This window comes from Sphingomonas sp. URJC2, from assembly GCF_059803575.1.
Map to the genome: position 1 here is coordinate 1 of NZ_JAPFGX010000031.1, position 18,654 is coordinate 18,654.

8 protein-coding genes and 1 pseudogene are annotated in these 18,654 nt (G+C 67.2%); 4 read left to right on the top strand and 5 right to left on the bottom strand.

Going from position 1 to position 18,654, the window contains the following annotated elements; all coding sequences use genetic code 11:
- Positions 1–445, bottom strand: a pseudogene (locus OPU66_RS11190) (hypothetical protein); the annotation flags it as partial.
- 127 nt (positions 446–572) lie between these two features.
- A complete protein-coding gene (locus OPU66_RS11195; protein WP_498553733.1) occupies positions 573–2,819 on the bottom strand; it encodes a TonB-dependent receptor in 2,247 nt (748 codons plus the stop codon).
- Positions 2,820–3,211: 392 nt separating this feature from the next.
- On the opposite strand from OPU66_RS11195, the gene OPU66_RS11200 reads away from it, so the two are divergent.
- The 4 genes from OPU66_RS11200 (at position 3,212) to OPU66_RS11215 (ending at position 12,988) form a co-directional block, all read left to right on the top strand.
- Complete coding sequence (locus OPU66_RS11200) at positions 3,212–4,009, top strand: LolA-like protein (protein ID WP_498553734.1); 798 nt, start codon at positions 3,212–3,214, stop codon at positions 4,007–4,009.
- An 11-nt stretch (positions 4,010–4,020) separates the two neighbouring features.
- Complete coding sequence (locus OPU66_RS11205) at positions 4,021–7,305, top strand: VPS10 domain-containing protein (RefSeq protein ID WP_498553735.1); 3,285 nt, start codon at positions 4,021–4,023, stop codon at positions 7,303–7,305.
- Between the two features lie 14 nt (positions 7,306–7,319).
- Positions 7,320–9,386: a TonB-dependent receptor gene (locus OPU66_RS11210; RefSeq protein ID WP_498553736.1), complete on the top strand. Its 2,067-nt coding sequence runs from the start codon at positions 7,320–7,322 to the stop codon at positions 9,384–9,386.
- A 149-nt stretch (positions 9,387–9,535) separates the two neighbouring features.
- Complete coding sequence (locus tag OPU66_RS11215; RefSeq protein WP_498553737.1) at positions 9,536–12,988, top strand: class I SAM-dependent DNA methyltransferase; 3,453 nt, start codon at positions 9,536–9,538, stop codon at positions 12,986–12,988.
- A gap of 29 nt (positions 12,989–13,017) precedes the next feature.
- Here the strand turns inward: OPU66_RS11215 and OPU66_RS11220 are convergent, their stop codons facing one another.
- The 3 genes from OPU66_RS11220 to OPU66_RS11230 are packed head-to-tail and all read right to left on the bottom strand — an operon-like array spanning position 13,018 to position 18,593.
- Positions 13,018–14,622, bottom strand: a complete 1,605-nt coding sequence (locus OPU66_RS11220; RefSeq protein WP_498553738.1) for a family 43 glycosylhydrolase — start codon at positions 14,620–14,622, stop codon at positions 13,018–13,020.
- Complete coding sequence (locus tag OPU66_RS11225; protein WP_498553739.1) at positions 14,619–15,638, bottom strand: alpha/beta hydrolase; 1,020 nt, start codon at positions 15,636–15,638, stop codon at positions 14,619–14,621. Before OPU66_RS11225 ends, OPU66_RS11220 begins: the two co-directional genes overlap by 4 nt.
- Before the next feature lie 24 nt (positions 15,639–15,662).
- Entirely contained in the window at positions 15,663–18,593 is a 2,931-nt protein-coding gene (locus tag OPU66_RS11230) for a TonB-dependent receptor (RefSeq protein ID WP_498553740.1), read from the bottom strand.
- Positions 18,594–18,654 lie beyond the last annotated feature (61 nt).

Here is an 18,654-nt window from a genome sequence, read left to right on the forward strand (position 1 = left end):
GGGCAGCGGCGATCGGCTGCGTCGCCGGGGCGGCCGCAAGCGAAGGCGCGGGAACCGCGACCAGCGGCGGTGGCGCGACCAGCGCCGCCGGGGCCGGCTGCGCCACCGGTGCAGCGGCCAGATCGGCCCGTGCCGGTGGCGGCGGCGCATCGGGGGGCGGCGGCGCGGCGAGCGTCACGTCAAAAGTCTTGAGCACCGGCAGGCTGTGCCGGCCGATCTCGGCCCGGGCGGCGAGCACCCCGGCAATCGCCAGCCCGTGCAGCGCGAGGATCGCGACCAGCAGCGGCCGCCGCGCACGCCCCTGGGGGGCATAGGCGCTGCGCTGCCAGCCGGTTGCGGCCGGGGCGCGCGCGGGATCGGAGCCGGTCCAGCGGGGCAGCGCGCCATCCGCGTCCGGCCCGACCCAGGCCGGGGCAAAGGTGATGCCGGCACTGTCGAGCGACATGATCATTCCCCGTCGAATTTGGGCCCGACCGCCCCCCGGCCCATGCATCCGATAGAACTGCAAATGCAATCCATTTGCACTAGCACCGGCAAGGGCCGCGCGCAATCGCGGCCCTTCCCGATTGACATCAATAGCGCAGCCTGAGCGTCGCCACCGCGGTCCGCCCCTCGCCCGGCACGGCGATGACATAGCTGTCATTGGCGCGGATGCGGTTGATGAAGCGGGTGTTGGCGATGTTGTTGACATTGACCTGCACCGACAGATTGTCGGTGAAGCTGTATTCGGCCATCGCGTTGACGAGCAGATAATCGTCCAGATCCCATGCCGCCTGGATGGCGGTGGAATTGCGGGTGGCCAGCCGGCCCATATAGTTTACGCCGCCGCCCAGCCGGAGACCGAAGCCGGTGGTGTAGCTGGTCCAGAAAGTGCCGCTGTGCTGCGGGGTCAGCGCCAGCTCCTCGCCTTGCGTAACCGAGGCCGTATCGGCCGCGCGCAGGATTTCGGAGCGCAGATAGGCATAGGCGGCATAGACCTGCCAGCGCGGGGTGATGTTGCCGGTGGCCGACAGCTCCAGCCCCTCGACCCGGCGACGCCCGGCCAGCACGATGTCGCCATCGACGGTGATCGGTTCATTGACGCGTTCGGTGCGGAAGATCGCCGCGGTCAGGCTCAGCGCCTCGCCGAACAGGTCGATCTTGCCGCCCAGCTCATAATTCTCGTTTTCGAGCGCGGGCAGCGCCAGATTCGCGGTCGTGACCGTGCCGGTCGCGGTCGCGGCAAGCGTCTGCGGCTGGCGAGCGTTCGAATAGCTGGCATAGAGGCTCGACGTCGCGCTCGGCTTCAGCACCACCCCGCCCTGCCATGACCAGAGATTTTCAGAGGTCGTGCGGTCAGCGAGCGCGGCATAATTGGTGCCGCCCAGCGTCACGTCGAACCGCTCATAACGGCCGCCGAGATTGACCTGCAGCCATTCGCCCAGCTTCACCGTGTCGAAGGCAAAGGCCGACAGCCGCTCGGCCCGGTTCTCGAACTGGCCGCTGGTGCGCGTCTGGCTGAGCGTGCCGGTGAAATCGGGGGTGGGCGCGAACAGGTTGCGCTGCGCGCCCGCAAGGCCGGTGGTGGTGATCGTCTCGCGGTCCAGCTGCTCGCGGCTCGCCTCGGCCCCGATGACCAGGGTGTTGCCCAGCCCGCGCCCCGACACCGGCCAGTCAAGGGTCAGCGTCGCGCGCGCGGCCAGCACCTCGTTGCGGCTGAACCGGCCCAGCCCCTGCGGCCCGCGTGCCGTATAGACGGCACCTGCGGTGTTGCCCGCGGCAATGGCGGCGGCGGCGGCGTTCAGCGACGCCGGGTTGAGCGGGCGCGGCGTCGACCATATGGCGGTGCGCTCGACCTCGCCCCAGCGCACCCCGGTCTGGAAGCGCACGGTGTCGCTGAAATCATGTTCCAGCCGGATGGTGGCGATCAGCAGCGACTGGTCCTCGCCATCGACATTGCGCCAGCCATAATAATTGCTGATCGGAAAGGCCGGCCGCACCCCGGTGGTGAGGTAGGGCACGCCATAGTCGATCAGATTATCGTCTTCCTGAAACTGCAGGCTGGCGATCAGCCGGGTCGGGCCGTTAAGGCCAAAGCCGATGCTGGGCGCGATGCCGAAGCGGCGCTGAAAGATGAAGTCACGGCCCGCGACCCCCTGGTCATGCGCCATCAGGTTGAGCCGCGCCGCGACATTGCCGCTGCCGTCGAGCACGGCATTGGCGTCGATCGTGCCGCGCTTCCAGTCGCGATTGCCCAGCCCCGCTTCGGCGCGCACGAACGTCTCGCCCTGCGGGGCCTTGGTGACGAGATTGATCAGGCCGGCGGCCCCGCCCGCGCCCGACAGCGCCGAGTTCGGGCCTTTATAGACCTCGATCTGTTCGAGGTTGAACACGTCCGAGCGGCTATATTGCAGCCGGTCGGCAAAGCCGTCGATGGCGATGTCGTTGCTGGCATCAAAGCCGCGCAGATTGATGAAGTCGCCCGATCCGGCCCCGCCTTCGCCGACGCCCAGGGTGATCCCCGGCACCTGACGCAGCGCATCGGAGAAGCTGACCGCCTGCACATCGGACAGGAATTCCTTGTCGAGCACCGTCACCGTGCGCGGCGTGTCGCGCAGCGGCTGCGGCAGCAGCGGGTTGGACGCGCGCTCGACCCGGTAGCCGTCCTCGACCACCGTATCGGTGACGACGACTCCGCCCAGTGCGCGCGGCCTGGCTTCTGCGGCGGTTTCGGCCTGTGGCGGCTGTGCGGGCTGCGCCGTCTGCGGCGCGGCAAGCGCCGGCGCGGACACGATCGCACCGACACAACCCAAGGCGAGGAAATCATAACGATAAGACATGGCAATACCCCTATTCGCGCCGCGTCGCTATTGCGAATCGATCTCACCGTCAAGCTTATTGCAAGTGATTTTCATTTCACCGGATGGCGCACAGGCGTTCGCCATGTCGTTCGTCCGATAGGATCGTCCGTTCGTCGTCCGCCCGCTGGCCAGCAGGCGACGGCCATGGTTGCTTGGGCAATCCGGCGGCGCGGCATGCCCGTCCCGGTGCGGCGGCTGGGGGAGCGTGCCGAGGGGGGGAGGAACAGGCACCCGGACACCGGGGCACGCAGCCACCCGCCATCCATCGTCTTCCATCAGCAGCCGCCGGTCGCGGTGGGGCAGGCTTTGCGCTGCCCGCCGGCCGGCATCAGGGCTGTTCGAGTTCAGGGCTGTTAAAGGCGGAGACGAGGATGATGATCGCAAAATGGGGGATCCGGGCCGGCACCGCGCTGGCGGCGCTGGCGATGACGGCCATGGCCGCGCCGGCATGGGCGCAGGAGCTGTCGGCGAGCGAGCTGGTCGCGCGCAATCTGGCCGCGCGCGGCGGGGCCGAGGCGCTTGCCGCCATCAAGACGCTGCGGTTCAAGGGCTCGCTGCGCTTTCCCGGCGATTTCATGCTCAGCTATGTCGAGACGCGCGGCCGCAAGGGGCCGGGCGGCGAAGATGCCGTGCGCGTCGATGCGACGCTGCAGGGGCTGACCGTCGTTCAGGCCTATGACGGCAAGTCCGGCTGGACGATCAACCCGTTCCAGGGCCGCCGCGACCCCGAAACCATGTCGGCCGACGAGGCCCGCGCGCTCGCCGATAGCGGCCGCATCGACGGTGTGCTGCTCGCCTCGCGCACGACCGGCGCGACGGTGACGGCACTGGGCCGCGAGGATTTTGACGGCACCGACGCCTATAAGCTCAAGGTCACGGAAAAGGACGGCGACAGCTTTGTCTATCTGCTCGATCCCGGCACCTTCCTTGAAATCGCGGTCACCGAAACCCGCCGCATCCGCGGTGCCGAAACGGTGACCGAGGCCGAGTTCGGCGATTATGAAAAGGTCGCCGGCGTCTATTTCCCGATGGCGCTCGAAAACGGTCCGAAGGGCGCGTCGCAGCGGTCGCGCATCACCATCGACACGGCCGAGGCCAATGTCGACGTGCCGACCGAGTTCTTCGCCGCTCCTGCCGCCCCCGCCGCGCCCAAGCCGGCTGCCAAGTGAGATCCGCCGCCATGACCAAGATCACCATGACCGCGGCCGAGCGCCGCCTTGCCACGATGACCGGCCTTGCCGTCGCGCTCGCCGTCCCCGCTTTGTGCGTTGCCGCCCCCGCCGCCGCCCAGACCGGCAAGGCGGCCAAAGCCGCAGCCTCGGCCCCGCTTGATTCCGCGACCATTTCGGGGATCGGCATCCGCAACATCGGCTCGGCCGCCATGTCGGGACGCATCGCCTCGCTCGCCGCGCGCGAGGAAAAGGACGGCAAGATCACGCTGTTCGTCGGCGCCGCATCGGGCGGCGTGTGGAAATCCGACGATGGCGGCACCAGCTTCAAGCCGGTGTTCGACAAGCAGCCGGTGCAGTCGATCGGTGTCGTCAAGCTCGACCCCAATAACCGCGACACCATCTGGGTCGGCACCGGCGAGGCCTGGACCCGCAATTCGGTGTCGGTCGGCAACGGCGTCTACAAATCGACCGATGGCGGCGAAACCTGGACCCATATGGGCCTGCCGGGCACCGAGCGGATCAGCGACATCGTCATCGATCCGCGCGACAGCAACACCGTCTATGTCTGCGCGCCGGGTGCGCTCTGGTCGGATTCGGCCGATCGCGGCCTCTACAAGACGACCGATGGCGGCAAGAGCTGGACGCTGGTGCTGAAAGGCCCCAACCTGTCGACCGGCTGCGCCACCATCGCCATCGACCCGTCGGATCCGGGCCGGCTGATCGCCGGGCTGTGGGATTTCCGGCGCAAGGGCTGGACCTTCCGTTCGGGCGGCGAAGGGCCGGACGCGCCCTCGGGCAGCGCGCTGATGGAGTCGCGCGACGGCGGCAAGACCTGGACCGCGATGACCGCCGAGACGCACAAGGGCCTGCCCAAGGGCCCATGGGGCCGGACCGAGGTCGTGTTTGCGCCCTCCAACCCCAAGCGCGTCTATGCCTTTGTCGAAAACACGCGCTCGGCGCTGTATGTTTCGGACGATGGCGGCGCGACGTTCCAGGAGCGCGACCGCAGCCAGAACATGGTCTGGCGGCCCTTCTATTTCGCCAAGATGTTCGTCGACCCGACCAATGCCGACCGGGTGTTCAAGACCAACCTGTCGCTGATCGTGTCCGAAGACGGCGGCAAGAGCTTCGGCTCCGCCCAGGGCAGCTCGCATGGCGACTGGCATGCGCTGTGGATCAACCCCAATAATCCGCGCCACCTGATCGGCGGCGACGATGGCGGCATGTGGACGTCGTTCGACGGCGGCAATCGCTGGATCAAGAGCGAGAACCTGCCGATCAGCCAGTTCTACCATGTCAGCGTCGACGACAAGGACCCCTATCAGGTCTATGGCGGGCTGCAGGACAACTCCAGCTGGGTCGGCGACAGCGCCTATCCGGGCGGCATCACCAATGGCCGCTGGGAAAATCTCTATGGCGGCGACGGCTTCTGGGTGTTTGCCGATCCGACCGATCCGAACTTTGCCTATGCCGAATATCAGGGCGGCAATCTGGCCCGGATCGACCGCCGCACCCTGTCGCAGCGCGGCATCCAGCCCCAGGCCGGGTATAAGGAAAAGCTGCGCTTCAACTGGAACACGCCGCTGCATCTGTCGCCCAATGAAAAGGGCACGCTCTATATCGGCGCGCAATATCTGTTCCGCACCCGCGATCAGGGCCAGAGCTGGGACCGCATCTCGCCCGATCTGACCACCAACGATCCGGCACGGCAGCAGCAGGAACAGTCGGGCGGCATCACCGTCGACAACTCGGCGGCTGAAATGCACACGACCATCTATTCGATCTCCGAAAGCCCCAAGGCCAAGGGGATGATCTGGGTCGGCACCGATGACGGCCGGGTGCAGCTGACGACCAATGACGGCGAGGCGTGGACCGACGTTACCCGCAACCTCAAGCTGCCCAATGCCGGCAACTGGATCAGCTGGGTGGAGGCGAGCCGCCATGACGCGGCGACCGCTTATGTGACGGTCGACCGCCACACCTATGGCGATATGGGGGCCTATCTCTATCGCACGCGCGACGGCGGACGCAGCTGGCAGCCGCTGGTCACGCCCAGGACGGCGGGGGTGCGCGGCTATGCCCATGTCATCAAGGAAGACAGCGTCAATCCCGACCTGCTGTTCCTCGGCACCGAATATGGGCTGTTCGTGTCGCTGGACGGCGGCGCGAGCTGGGCGGAGTTCAAGGGCAAGGACTTCCCCTCGGTCGCGGTGCGCGACATCGCGCTCCAGACCCGCGACAATGATCTGGTGCTGGCCACCCATGGCCGCGGCATCTGGGTGATCGACGACATCACCCCGTGGCGCGCGCTCAACGCCTCGACGCGGGCGGCGACGGTGACGCTGCTTCCCGGCCGGCCGGTGCAGCAGCGCATCAGCGGCAATGGCGGCTGGGCGAGCGGCGATGCCGTGTTCGCCGGGGCCAATCCGCCGTCGGGCGCGGTGATCAGCTTCTACCAGAAGGATCGGCATGTGATCGGGCGGATGAAGCTCGAGGTGCTCGATGCCGAAGGCAAGGTGGTCGACACGCTGCCGGTGTCCAAGCGGCGCGGGCTCAACCGCATCGAATGGTCGATGCGGGTCAAGCCGCCGGTGGTGCCGCCGGCCGCCCAGCTCGCCTTCTCGGCGACGCAGGGCGCGCGCGTGGTCCCCGGCCGCTACACGGTCCGGCTGACCAAGGCGGATCAGGTGGTGACGATGCCGCTCGACATCGGACTGGACCGGCGGGCCGGCTACACGGTCGACGACCGCAAGATGCAGTTCGATGCCGCGCAACGGGTCAGCACGCTGTTCGGGCGCATGTCGGTGCTGGTCGCGCAGCTCAATGCGGTGATCGGTCAGGCCGGGCGCGGCGCGGCGGCGGCCGGGCCGAACCAGGCGCTTGCCAAGTCGGTACTCGACCGCGCCTCGGCGCTCAAGACGCAGGTGGTGGCGACCAAGGAAGGCGGCGCGATCACCGGCGAGGAACGGCTGCGCGAGCAGCTGGACATCGTCTATGGCGCGATCATGTCGACCGAGGGCCGGCCGACCGCCTATCAGATCGCGCGCGTCGATGCGCTGGAGCGTGAGCTGAAAGAGGTCGAGGACGGCTTTGCCGCGCTCAAGACCGGCGATGTGTCGCGGCTGATGGCCGCGGCGCGCGCGGCCGGGGAGCCGGTGGTCGATCTGGCGGCGATCCGCGTCGAGGAGCAGCAGAGCGGTGGCGGCCGTGCCGATGCGCTGGCCGCCGGCCTGATCGGCACCCGCTTCTTCGGCGCGTTCGACACGCTGGTCGCGCGGGCCGAAAAGGACTGAGCGGACAGGTGAAAATGACGATCGGACCGATGCGGCCGCCCCTGTGGGCGGCCGCATATGCCGCCCTTGTCGCCGGCGCATTCGGCGCGCCGGCGCTGGCGTCGCCCGCCCCGCCCGCTTCTGCCCCAAGCGATACCGCCGAATGGGCGGAGCCGGGGGCGCAGGCCGAACGCGATGCGGACGGCCTGTGGCCGCCGATCGTCATTACCGCCGCAGATGAACCGCGCCGCGTGAAGCCGCCGCAGATCCGGCTGGGTGCGGACCTGCTGCTCGACCTGCAGCCGCGCACGCTTGCCGATGCGCTGCGCGGCGTGGCGGGGGTGTCGACCCGGCCGAACTCGCGCGGGGAAACCACGATCCGCGTGCGCGGCGCGGAGGAACGCCAGTCGCAGGTGTTTCTGGATGGCGCGCCGCTGGCGGTGCCGTGGGACGGGCGCGTCGATCTCGGCCTCATTCCCGCCGGGCTGATCGGCGGGATCGCGATCACCAAGGGCGCGGTGCCGATCGAATATGGTGCCAATGCAGTGTCGGGCGTCGTCGATCTGCGCACGCGCGGGCCGGGCGACGCGGGGATCACCGGCATCGCCCAGGCGGGCACGATGGGGTTCAGACAGGCGGCCATCGTCACCGGGCTCGAGCGGGACGGGCTGGAGGTGATCGCCGCCGCCAGCCTGATGTCGCGCGATGCCGAGCGCGTGGCCGACCCGGCGGCGGTGCCGTTCAGCCAGGCGGCGTCGCGCCGCCGCACCAACAGTGATTTCGACGGCCAGAGCCTGTTCGCGGCGATCGGCCATGACCGGGGCAGCACCAGGCTGCGCGCATCGGTGCTGCACATCGATGCCGAACGCGGCATCGCCCCGGAATCGGACCGCGATCCGGCGCGCGCCGCCCCACGCTACTGGCGCTATCCGCTGTTCCGCATGACGCAGGCGACGCTGAGCGGGCAGTTCGCCCCCGCCGACGGGGCGGAGCTGCGGATGACGGCATGGCGGCAATGGTTCGACCAGCGGATCGATGCGTTCCGCAATGTCAGCTACACCGCGCTGCGCAGCCGCCAGCGCGACGAGGATGTGACCAGCGGCGTGCGCGCGACGCTGGCGCATGACGCCGGGCCGCTCGCCCTGCGCTGGAGCGGGCAGGTCCAGCACAGCCGCCATGAACAGGTCGACACTCCCTTCCCCGCCGCCGTGCCGGGACCGCGCCTTGCCTATGCGCAGCGGCTGCTGAGCCTGGGCGTGGAGGCCGATGCCCCGCTGGCGGACGCGCTGCGCGCGACCTTCGGCCTTGCCTATGACCGGGCGACAACGCCGCTGACCGGCGACAAGCCGCGCCAGCCGGTGGCCGATGCCCCGGCCTTTTCGGCGGCCCTGGCCTGGACGCCGGGTCCGGGCTGGTCGGTCACCGTGTCGGGCGGGCGGCGCACGCGCTTTGCCTCGCCGCGCGAATTGTTCGGCGAGGCGCTGGGCCGGTTCCTGATCAACCCCGATCTGCGCCCCGAACGCGCCTGGCTGGGCGATCTGGAGCTGAACTGGCAGGGCGACGGCGTGTCGCTGACCCTGAACCCGTTCATCATCCGCGGCACCGACACGTTGTCGCAGCGGGTGGTGACGGTGAACGGCACCGCGCTGCGCCAGCGGTTCAACCTGTCGGGCACGCTCAGCACCGGGATGGACGCGACGCTCACCGCGCGCCCGGCCAAAAGGCTGAGCGTGCAGCTGGCCGCCAGCCTGCTGCGCGCGCGCGCGGACGCCGAAGACGCGCTGCCCTTCCGCCGCCTCGTCCAGCGGCCGGGCACCGAAATCGCGCTGGCGCTCGACTATCTGTTCCCCGGCGACGCCGATCTGCGCGCCGAGCTGCGCCATATCGGTGGCGCGGTCGATCTGGATGCAGCGGGCGCACGGATCGCGCTGCCGGCGGCGACCGAGCTCAACATGCAGGCGGCGGTCCCGCTTGTCCGGCTGGGCGCGGCGCGCCTGTCGCTGACGCTCGCCGCCGACAATCTGACCGACGCACTGATCCTGCCGCAGACCGGCCTGCCGCTGGCCGGGCGCACGCTGCGGCTGGGCATCCGCATCGACTAAAGCATTTTCAAGCCGGGTGACTTCACCCGGCGACCCGGAAAATGCGGTGAATCAATAGCCCAAAGCGGCCGATCCGGTTGCATCGGATCAGCCGCCCCCGCCCGGCAGTCGTTGCCGGCCATTAGTGGCTGTGCTTTATGCTCATGCCAATGCTGGAAGCGGGTCAAATCGAACATTTTATAGATGAATGGCGGGGGACCGGCGGGAGCGAGCTGGCCAACACCCAGTCCTTCATCAATGGCCTTGCCCGGCTTCTGGGCGTCGATCCCCCACGCGGTGCCAAGGCCGATGATGCCGCGAACGATTATGTCTTTGAACGCCGCGTGTTTCAGGACAATGGCGACGGCACCACCAGCTTCGGCCGGATCGATTGCTACAAGCGCGGCTGTTTCATCCTTGAAGCCAAGCAGGGCAGCGCGGCTGACCGGGCCGCTGCCGACAAGGGTGAGGACGATCTCGACATTTTCGGGCAGACCGCCAGCGCCCGTGTCGCCCGCGGCACCGCCCGGCGCGGCACGCCCGGATGGGCCAAGGCGATGGTGCAGGCCAAGGGGCAGGCCGAACGCTATGCCAAGGCGCTGCCCATCGATCATGGCTGGCCGCCATTCCTGCTCGTCGCCGATATCGGCTATTGCATCGAAGTCTATGCCGACTTTTCCGGCACCGGCAAAGCCTATGCCCAGTTCCCTGACCGGGCGCGCTACCGGATCATGCTGGAGGATCTGCGCGACGACAAAGTGCGCGATCGCCTGCGCGCCATCTGGACCGATCCCAAAAGCCTCGATCCCGCCGCCCGCGCCGCCCGTGTCACCCGCGACATTGCCGATCTGCTGGCCACCGTCGCCCGCCGCCTCGAAAAGCGCGGCTATGATGCAGAGACGACCAGCGGCTTCCTGATGCGCGTGCTGTTCACGATGTTCGCCGAGGACAGCAAGCTGATCCCCGAAGGCAGCTTCACCCAGCTGCTCAAGAACCAGCGCGCCCACCCGGAGCATCTCGAACACCAGCTTTCCGCGCTATGGGCGGCGATGGACAAGGGCGAATTCTCCCCCGCGCTCGGCGTCCCGCTGCGCAGGTTCAACGGCTATCTGTTCAAGGACCGCACCGCCCTGCCCCTCGACACCGAGGAGCTGGAGGCGCTGATTCAGGCCGCCGAACATTCCTGGACCGAGGTCGAACCCGCGATTTTCGGCACCCTGCTCGAACGCGCGCTCAACCCGAAGGAGCGGGCCAAGCTGGGCGCGCATTACACCCCGCGCGCCTATGTCGAGCGGCTGATCGGCCCCACCATCATGGAGCCGCTGCGCGCCGACTGGAACGCGGTGCGCGCGGCCGCCGGCCAGCTGATCGACGAGGGCAAGGCGGACGAGGCGAAAAGCCATGTCGAGGCGTTTCATGCCCGGCTTGCCCGGACACGGGTGCTCGATCCCGCCTGCGGCACCGGCAACTTCCTTTATGTCGCGATGGCGCGGATGAAGGAGCTTGAGGGCGAGGTGATCGATTATCTGGTCGAGCTGGGTGACGACCAGTATGTCGCCGAGCTGACCGGCCACACCATCACGCCTGAGAATTTCCTCGGCATCGAAATCAACCCGCGCGCCGCCGCCATTGCGCAGCTGGTGCTGTGGATCGGCTATCTGCAATGGCATTTCCGGGTGAACGGCGCGGATCGGACGCCGCCCGAGCCGATCCTGCGCGACGTCAGGACGATCGAGAACCGCGACGCCCTGATCGCGTGGGACGAGAAGGTTGCAGAGCTGGACGAGGCTGGCAATCCCGTCACCCGCTGGGACGGCGAGACGATGAAAGAGCACCCCGTCACCGGCAAGAAGGTGCCCGACGAGACGGCGCGGGTGGAGGTGTTCCGTTACGTGAAGCCGCGCGCGGCGAAGTGGCCCAAGGCGGATTTCATTGTCGGGAACCCGCCGTTCATTGGAAACAAGCGGATGCGAGAGCGGCTTGGTGATGGCTATGCCGAGGCTGTTCGCAAGGTTTATCCGAAGGTTAGCGCATCGGTCGACTTCGTGATGTATTGGTGGGACATCGCCGCCCGAGCAAGTGCAGCTAGGAGAACCAAGCGTTTCGGGTTCATCACGACGAATTCCATCACACAGCCGTTCAATCGATCCGTCATTGATCAAGGCGATTGCGCGCTCGTGTTTGCAATCCCGGATCACCCATGGGTCGACGAAAAAGACGGGGCTGCGGTTAGGATCGCCATGACAGTTGGATCAGCATCTGACCAAATTGGCGTTCTTGCAGAGGTACTGGATGAGCAGTCTTTGCCCGAAGCCTTTGGCGAGGTGTCTGTGCAACTGCAATTCACCCGAGGAGCGATCAACAGTGCATTGAACGTTGGCGCAAATGTGGACGACGCTGTCGATCTGCGTGCAAACCAGGGGTTGGCTGTGCAGGGCATGAACCCGCTAGGTCTGGGGTTCAGGTTAGATGCCGATGACCTTCGACGGTACGGGTTCGATCATATGGCCTTTCCGCCAAACTTGAGACCTTACCTAATCGGGCGTGACCTAGTGCAACGGCATGAACCGAAATGGGTGGTCGACTTTTTTGGTCTGTCCGAAAGTGCTGCGGCGACCGCCTCGCCAACGCTTTATCAGCACATTCTCAATTCGGTAAAGCCGGAGCGTGATCAAAATCGACGCGCCACGCGGCGCGATAATTGGTGGCTATTCGGAGAAAATGCTCCGACCCTTAGGCGAGCCTTGGACGGGCTTCCGCGAGCAATCGCAACCTGCCGAACCGCCAAACATAGGATCTTCTCCTTTGTACCAGCGGACACCGTCCTTGATAACAAGATCATTGGCATAGCGCTCAGCGATGCGTTTGCTCTTGGCGTTCTGATGAGTGGCATTCACGTCTCTTGGGCGATCCGAACGGGTGGCTGGCTCGGAATGGGGAACGACTCAAATTACAACCACTCGGACTGCTTTGGGAAATTCCCATTCCCCGCCGACGTCCCCGAACCGCTCAAGGACAAGATCCGGGCCGAGGCCGAGGCGCTGGATGCGCTGCGCAAGCAGGTGCTCGAACGCCATGCGGACCTGACCCTTACCAAGCTCTACAATGTGCTCGAAGCCCTGCGGGAGGGCCGCGCGCTGACCGATGCCGAGCGCGACCTGCATGATCGCGGACTCGTCACCCTGATCCGCCAGCACCATGACGCCATCGATGCGCTGGTCGCGCAGGCCTATGGCTGGCCCGCCGACCTGTCCGACGAGGACATCCTCACCCGCCTCGTCGCCCTCAACAAGGAGCGCGCGGCCGAGGAAGCCCGCGGCCTGATCCGCTGGCTGCGCCCCGAATATCAGGCGCCCGACTATAAGGCCCCCGTCACCCAGACGCTCGACCTCGGCGAAACCGCCGCCGCGCGGCCCGACAATGTCATCCCCTGGCCGGGCTCGCTGCCCGAACAGGTCAGCGCCGTGCAGGCGATCCTCGCCGCCGCCGCCGCCCCGCTTGCGCCGCAGGACGTCGCCCGCGCGTTCAGCGGCAAACGCGCCGCCACCGTCCGCCCGGTGCTGGACGCGCTCGCCGGGATCGGCATGGCCCGGCGGCTGCAGGACGGGCGCTATGCGGCCTGAGCCGGTGCCGCGCCCGGCCTGAAACCGCGTCAATCCGCCAGCGCGGTGAACCGAAGATCGCGGAAGCGGGCGCTGCCCTCGCCCGCCGCATACAGGCCGGGGCGCAGCATCAGAAAGCCGCCCCGGACATTGTGGTGATAGCCCGATACCTCCATGCCGCGATCGAAGCGCTGCCAGCTGTGCCCGCCATCGCCGCTGGTGTCGAAAGTGACGATATGGGCGCGGTTGGTGAGCCTGATCCGCATCCGGCTGCCATGCGGATTGGCCGGGCGGCCGCGTTCCATCCCATATTGATGTGTGACGAAGCGCCGCGCATCGAAGCCAAGGCCGCAATACAGCGCCTGATCATAAAACAGCACCAGTCCGGCGCGCCCGCCCGGTGCCACTTCGATATCGCATTCAAGGGTATAGCCATGGTCGCCCGCCGTCAGCAGCAGCGGCGAGCCAGAAGCGGGCGCATCGCCCTTGCCGGCCAGATGGAGCGTGCGGTCCGCCACGCGGATGCGCGCCGCTTCATCGGCATCGGGCCGGAAGAACGCCCATTTGCTGCCCAGCGCCAGCGGGCCGCTGAAATCGTCGCTGAGCGCCATGCCATGGGGCACCGCGCTGCCGCCCGCCGGCTTGCGGATCGGCCGCGACAGATCGCCGCCCGTCATGTGGAACCAGCCATCGCCGGTGAAGGTGACCGGATCGAGCAGGCATTGCCGGCCAAGCGTCCAATAGCCGTTTTCGTAGCCGTGATAGAGCGCCCACCAGCCGCCATCGGGGCCTTCGACCAGCGAGGCATGGCCGCGTGACCACCAGGCCTCGTCGCGGCTGGCGGTGCGGACCAGCGGATTGCCGGGATGATGTTCCCAGGGGCCGTGCAGCGACCGCGCGCGCGCCGCGATCACCATATGCCCGGTCGGCGGCCCGGCGGTGCCGCCGACCGCGGTCAGCATGTAGAACCAGCGGCCGATGCGGTGGATTTTGGGACCTTCTGGCGAAAAGCTTTCGACCACCCAGTCGGCGGGATAGCGCCAGGGATCATAGACATGTTCGACCGGGCCGGCGCGCGACCGGCCGTCGTCCGACAGCCGCACCCGGTCCCCGCCTGACAGGAACAGCCAGCAGCTGCCATCTTCGGCCTCGGCAAAGCAGGGATCGATATGATCGGGCAGGCCAAGCGGGACGGGATCGCTCCACGGCCCTTCGATATGATCCGCCCAGATCACGTAAATCTCGTTGGCGGGCCGGGCCTTGACCGGCACATACAGCAGATAGCGGCCGCGATGCCGGTGCAGGCTGGGGGCCCAGACCGCGCCGAGATTGCGGGTCAGGGCCGGTTGCAGCGGCCGCCAGTTCACCAGATCGCGCGAATGCCAGATGGTGAGCCCCGGATAGGCGTCAAAGGTCGAAAAGGTCAGGTAATAATCGGCCCCGTCCTTGAGGATCGCCGGGTCGGGCCGGTCGCCGGACAGGACGGGATTGAGAAAGCGGCCATCGCCCAGATCAGCGACACGCTGATTGTCAAAGCCACGCGGGCGGATGATCGGTGCCGGCGACGCTGGCCGCGGGCCGGGCATCGGCACCGCCCAGGCCGGGGTGGCGAGCGCGCCCAGCCCGGCCAGCAGCTCGCGCCGTGCGGCCTTCATGCCAGCCCCCTGGCCATGGCCCAGGCCCGCCAGGTCTCTGGCCAGCCGGCCACCGGCTTGCCGGCTGCGCGGCTGATACCAAAGCCGTGCCCGCCCTCGGCATAGACATGGGTGTCGACCGCAATCCCCCGTGCCCTCAGCGCCGCGCGCATCGCCAGCGTGTTGCCCACCGGCACACTGTCATCATCCTCGGCATGGAGCAGGAAGCAGGGCGGCGCATCGGCCGGGACGTTCCGGTCCGCCGACTGGGCCGCCACGCGCGCGGCATCGGGTGCCGGCCCGCCCAGCAGCCGGTCGCGCGAGCCGGGATGGGCAAGATCGGCCCGCATCGAAATCACCGGATAGATCAGCGCCGCCCCGTCGGGCCGGGCAGAAACGGCGTCGGCCGCATCGACCGCGCGATAAACCGGCGCGGCAAAGCGCGTGGCGAGCGAGGCCGCGACATGGCCGCCAGCGGAAAAGCCCATCACGCTGATCCGCGCCGGATCGACGCCCCAGGCCGCATGGCCGTGCCGGATCAGGCGCAGCGCCCGCTGTGCATCGGCCAGCGCCACATCCGCCCCCGCCGCCCAGCCCTGATGCGGCAGGCGATAGAAGAGTACAAAGACCGTAGCCCCACGCGCGGCAAGCCAGCGCGCCATTTCAAACCCTTCCTTGTCGATCACGACATGACGATAGCCGCCGCCCGGCGCGATCAGCACGGCGGCACCCCCGGGCCGGGCCGGCGCGAACACCGCCAGCCGCGGCCGGGCGACCGCCTGCAGGATCCGGTCGGGCATGGCCGGATCAGCCGACCGTTCGACCAGCCGTTCGTCGGGAAGCGTCGCGGGCGGACCGGGCGCCGCCCCCGGCCAGAGCGGGATCCAGGCGGCGGCCTCGCTTTGCCCCGCGCCGTCCCGGGCGGCGACGGCCTGCCCCGGCCCGGTTAGCCCCGGCCCGTCCAGACCCGGCCCGGCAAGCCCCGGCCCCGCCGCCCCCAGCCCGAGCGCGGCCAGAGCTGTCCGCCGGTCGATCATCTCAGCGCCCGCATCGCCTGCGGATCAGAACCGGAACCGGCCGCCGAACAGGATTTCGCGCCCGGTATGGTTGAACACCACCACGCTGTTGCGCTGGTTGCTGATGAACTGATCGATGAACTGATCGGTCAGATTGACCCCTTCCAGCGTCAGTTCGAACCGGTCGTTGATCCGGTAGCTGATCTGCGCGTCGACGTTGAGGGTGCTGTTGCGGCCTTCCACGTCATTGTTGTTCTGCCCCGGCACGCGGGTCAGGAAACGCGAGCGATAGGCCCCCGACACGCGCGCGCTGAACTGCTTGTCTTCATAATAAAGCGTGGCGTTCCAGGATCGCGGCGACAGGTTGATCAGATCGTCGCGGATCGGATTGAGGTCGGTGGGCGACGTGACATAGTCGATCTTGGATTCGACCAGCGTGAAGTTGCCCGTGAACCCGGTGTATTTCAGGAAGCCGGGAAGGAAGTCGAACGGCTGCTGCACATTGACCTCAATCCCCCTCAGGCTGCCGCCGGGCGTGTTGACGAAGGTCGTGACCTCAAACTCTTCAGTGCCATCGAACTGCGGCGGCAGCAGCGACAGCGGCAGCCCCGTCTGCCTGAACTCGACCACCTGGCGCAGATTCTGCACATAGGTGGAGATATCCTTGTAGAACAGGCCGACCCCGATAAAGGCCCCGTTCGGGCGATACCATTCGATGCTGGCATCCAGCGTATTGGCCCGGAACGGCGCAAGCAACGGGTTGCCGATATTGGCGGACAGATTGCCGGTGGTGTTGATCGCGCCCCCCGGATTGAGCGCGCCAAGCTGCGGACGCGCCATCACCTTGGCGGCCGCCACGCGCACGACCAGATCGCGCGTCACATTGGCGGACAGGTTGAACGACGGCAGCCAGTCGTCATAGCGATTGTCGACCGTGACCGGGGTGCCGCCGCCCGTGGCCAGAAACCCGGTCGCGCTGGTGCGGGTTTCGACATAGCGCAGCCCCGCATTGCCGCGCAGATCAAGGCCGAACAGATCGACGCGGAATTCGGCCATGGCGAACACCGCGCGGTTGTTTTCCTCGATCCGGCGGTTGTTGCCGCGCGCCGGCCCGACGGTGATCGAGCCGAGCGTGAAATCGCCCGGCCCGCCGACAGGGCCGCTTTGCAGGCAGTTGCAATAGATATCGAGCGCGCTCGCCACCCTGGGCAGATTGGGGATGATCCAGCTGGTCGGCGTGCCGGCGGGAATGTCCATGTTGCGGCCAAAGCCCGTGATCCGGGTGGTCAGCCCGCCTGCCGCCGCGGCAGGCGGCTGGAAAAACGTGTCATTGGTGTTGACCCGGCGAAACTCGAACGTGTCAAACTCATAACGCCGCAGATCGCCGCCGACGATCAGCGACAGCCGGTCGGGGATCGCCCGCCATTTGGCGTCGAAATGCAGCACATCATTGCGATTGGTGGCCCCTTGCGGGCGGATGCGGATCTCGCTTGCCGTGGTGTTGGCAATGCTGTTCGGCTGCGTGCCGCTGGCGACGCGCGGAATGCCAAGAAACTGGAGCGGCCCATTGGGATCGTTCGGATCAAATGGATAGCCAATCTGCGGCAAGCGATCATTTTGCCGGAAATCAATGCTGTAGTTGTTGACGTTGGGCGCATCCATGGTGATCGTGGTCTGGATCGGATTGCGGAACTTGGAATCCGCGCGCCCCACGCGCAGGTTGAGGTCGATCCGGTCGCCGACCTTCTGCTCGATCGTGATCGTCGGCTGGAAAAACCGGGTCGAAAGATCGTCGAAGCGCGATTCCGACCGGATATCGACGCCATTGTAACGCCCGAACAGCAGCGCACCATTGGCATCATACTGGCTTTCGATCACGCTCGTTTGCGGCTTGCCCCCGGCGGCAGCATTGCGGCTGAACGAGATCGCCTGAAGAAAAATCTCCTCGCGCGTCGCCGACAGGTTCGAAAACATGAAATCGGCCGAAATCAGCGTGCTGTCAGACGGCTGGAATTGCAGCGAGCCGGTGATCCCGACCCGGTCCTGATCATGCACCAGCCGGCCATAGCGCGGCAGGCGCGGGTGGAAATTGGTGCCGGCGCGCGCCGCGTTGAACGCCGCGACATTGGCCGGCGTGTTTGGCAGGCGCGCCACGCCCTGCGCCGCCGGGCCGCACGTGGCCTGAGTCGCGTTGGTTCCTTGCGAAGTCAGGCCGACCGGCGCGCAAAAGCCCTGCGACGACGGGCCATTGTCCCAGCGCACGGTGCTGAAGCCTTCTTCGTTCAGCCGGCGCTTTGAATAGGCGATCGACAGCAGCGCCCCGAACATGCCGTCGCCAAAGGTGTCGGAAATCAGGAACGCCGCGCGCGGATCGACCTTCCGGTTCAGGTCGTTGTAACGCCCGCGCACCGAACCGGTGATCGTCAACCCCTTGAAATCGAACGGCCGCGCTGCACGCAGATCAACCGTAGCGCCCAGCGACCCCTCATCGATATCGGCCGATGAACTTTTGCGGACGGTGATGCTGTTGAACAGCTCGGCGGCAAAGACGTTGAAATCGAAGCCGCGGCTGCGGTTGGACCCGCCCGAACTGTCGGTGCCGCCGGTGGTGGCAAGCGCTTCGATGCCATTGATGCGGACACGGGTGAAATCGGCCCCCAGCCCGCGCACGGTGATCGAACGCCCCTCGCCGGCATCGCGGTCGATCACAACCCCGGGAACGCGCTGCAACGCCTCGGCCAGGTTGGTGTCGGGAAATTTGCCGATGTCCTGGGCATTGATGACATCGACAATGCCCAGATCCTCGCGCTTGGCGCGCAGTGCCGAGTTCAGCGACGCACGAAAGCCGGTGACGATGATGTCACTGGCGGGAACGACATCCTTGCCGGGACCGACCTGTTCCTGCATCGGATCGGCCGCTGGCGCAGTCTGGGCGACGGCGATCGCCGGGGCGACCAATGCAGATGTCGTCAGCACAGACGTCGCGACGAGACCGAACCTTACGAGCGAATTGATCTTGCGGTTTGCACGCATTGCT

Coding starts and splice junctions, on each gene's coding strand:
- OPU66_RS11195 (WP_498553733.1), bottom strand. CDS start 2,819: ATGTCTTATCGTTATGATTTCCTCGCCTTGGGTTGTGTCGGTGCGATC.
- OPU66_RS11200 (WP_498553734.1), top strand. CDS start 3,212: ATGATGATCGCAAAATGGGGGATCCGGGCCGGCACCGCGCTGGCGGCG.
- OPU66_RS11205 (WP_498553735.1), top strand. CDS start 4,021: ATGACCAAGATCACCATGACCGCGGCCGAGCGCCGCCTTGCCACGATG.
- OPU66_RS11210 (WP_498553736.1), top strand. CDS start 7,320: ATGACGATCGGACCGATGCGGCCGCCCCTGTGGGCGGCCGCATATGCC.
- OPU66_RS11215 (WP_498553737.1), top strand. CDS start 9,536: ATGCTGGAAGCGGGTCAAATCGAACATTTTATAGATGAATGGCGGGGG.
- OPU66_RS11220 (WP_498553738.1), bottom strand. CDS start 14,622: ATGAAGGCCGCACGGCGCGAGCTGCTGGCCGGGCTGGGCGCGCTCGCC.
- OPU66_RS11225 (WP_498553739.1), bottom strand. CDS start 15,638: ATGATCGACCGGCGGACAGCTCTGGCCGCGCTCGGGCTGGGGGCGGCG.